Annotated in this window: 3 protein-coding genes and 1 pseudogene; all 4 read left to right on the top strand. The window is 49.0% G+C overall.

Annotated features, from left to right (window positions below; translation table 11 throughout):
• A pseudogene (locus R7O12_RS25380) lies at nucleotides 1-110 on the top strand (type III secretion chaperone SycN); the annotation flags it as partial.
• Nucleotides 110-487, top strand: coding sequence for a type III secretion system protein VscX (gene vscX / locus R7O12_RS25375; protein ID WP_005500522.1), 378 nt, complete (start codon nucleotides 110-112; stop codon nucleotides 485-487). The pseudogene R7O12_RS25380 and the gene vscX, both read left to right, overlap by 1 nt.
• 5 nt (nucleotides 488-492) lie before the next feature.
• Nucleotides 493-837: a type III secretion system chaperone VscY gene (gene vscY / locus R7O12_RS25370; RefSeq protein ID WP_005464454.1), complete on the top strand. Its 345-nt coding sequence runs from the start codon at nucleotides 493-495 to the stop codon at nucleotides 835-837.
• Nucleotides 821-1,288, top strand: a 468-nt coding sequence (locus R7O12_RS25365; protein ID WP_318126825.1) for an FHIPEP family type III secretion protein, incomplete at its 3' end; no start/stop codon positions are given. The genes vscY and R7O12_RS25365, both read left to right, overlap by 17 nt.

The following is a 1,288-nucleotide window of genomic DNA, read 5'->3' as shown; positions in this document are numbered from 1 at the left end:
ACGAAACCTTGGTGTTTTCCGCAAAAATTGAAGGCGATGAAGTGACGCTGCCGACACTCGAACAAGCGTTCGCGCTTTTAGTGCGTCTTCACGATGAAGTGGCAAGTTGATGACCCGAGTTAGTACGTTAAATGTCGGCATTGAAGCCTTTACTCACGTTTCCCATGGTGAAGTCGAAACGGATTTCCCCAAACGATTTCAGTTATTGCCGGATGGGCAAGCCGTCGCGACTCATTTGGAAAAACTGTATGACCTAAGACCGTCCGATCAATATTTGTTGGCGTTAGCGAAGCCAAAACTGAACCATTGTGAACTGCTTCGTCCAGAAAAGTACCGCCAGCAATTCGACAACACTTTAGCTCGCGTTCAGCAACTCGCACAGGAATCTGGCTCAGCGAACCTTGCTAAAGCCGCCGAAACGCTACAAAGCACACAACTGGACCAGCGTTACCTCACCATGGCGCTCAATCTTCTTATTCAGGTTTAACCCACATGCTAAGCACCAAAGATATTGAGCTGCTGCTGGTTCACGCTGCGCTTCAAGTTCAATACCAACAACCCGATCAAGCCATCGCGATACTGGATGCCGTTTTAGAACTCGAACCAGAACGCGAAGATGCGTTACACACGCTCGCGGTCGCGTGTTTGCAAACTGGCCGTTACACCCGTGCTGTTGCGGTATGTGAAGGCTTACTGAAGTCGCAATCGCAGTCTGTGCAAGCGGCGGGAATTTGGTTTTGCTTGAGCCAAGCGCGCTGGAAACAAAATGATGTCGAGGGTGCACGCCAAGCGCATCGACGCTATCTGCAATCTTTACATAGTGAATCTCATGAATAAGTTGATCGATATTCTAAACAAGGTAGGGCAACGCAAAGACATCATGCTCGCAGTGATGTTGCTGGCGATCGTCTTTATGATGATTTTGCCTTTGCCAACTGCACTAGTGGATGTGCTGATCGGCGCAAACATGAGTATTGCTGTCGTGTTGCTTATGTTGGCGATTTACATCACCACGCCACTGGAGTTTTCGGCGTTTCCGGCAGTATTGCTGATCACGACGCTATTTCGTTTGTCGCTGTCTATCACCACGACACGTTTGATCCTGCTTCAAGGCGATGCGGGTCAAATCGTTTACACCTTTGGTAACTTCGTCGTTGGCGGCAACCTTGTCGTTGGTATCGTGGTCTTCCTGATCATCACTATTGTACAGTTTATGGTGATCACCAAAGGTTCGGAGCGTGTTGCTGAAGTTAGTGCTCGATTCTCTCTTGATGCCATGCCGGGCAAA

This window comes from Vibrio sp. Vb1574 (genome assembly GCF_033338675.1).
Note: the sequence above shows the minus strand (reverse complement) of the source record. Positions and strands in the feature narration are given on the sequence as shown.

Bases quoted from the DNA above. Each gene is read 5' to 3' on its own strand.
- vscX (WP_005500522.1), top strand. From the start codon at position 110: ATGACCCGAGTTAGTACGTTAAATGTCGGCATTGAAGCCTTTACTCAC.
- vscY (WP_005464454.1), top strand. From the start codon at position 493: ATGCTAAGCACCAAAGATATTGAGCTGCTGCTGGTTCACGCTGCGCTT.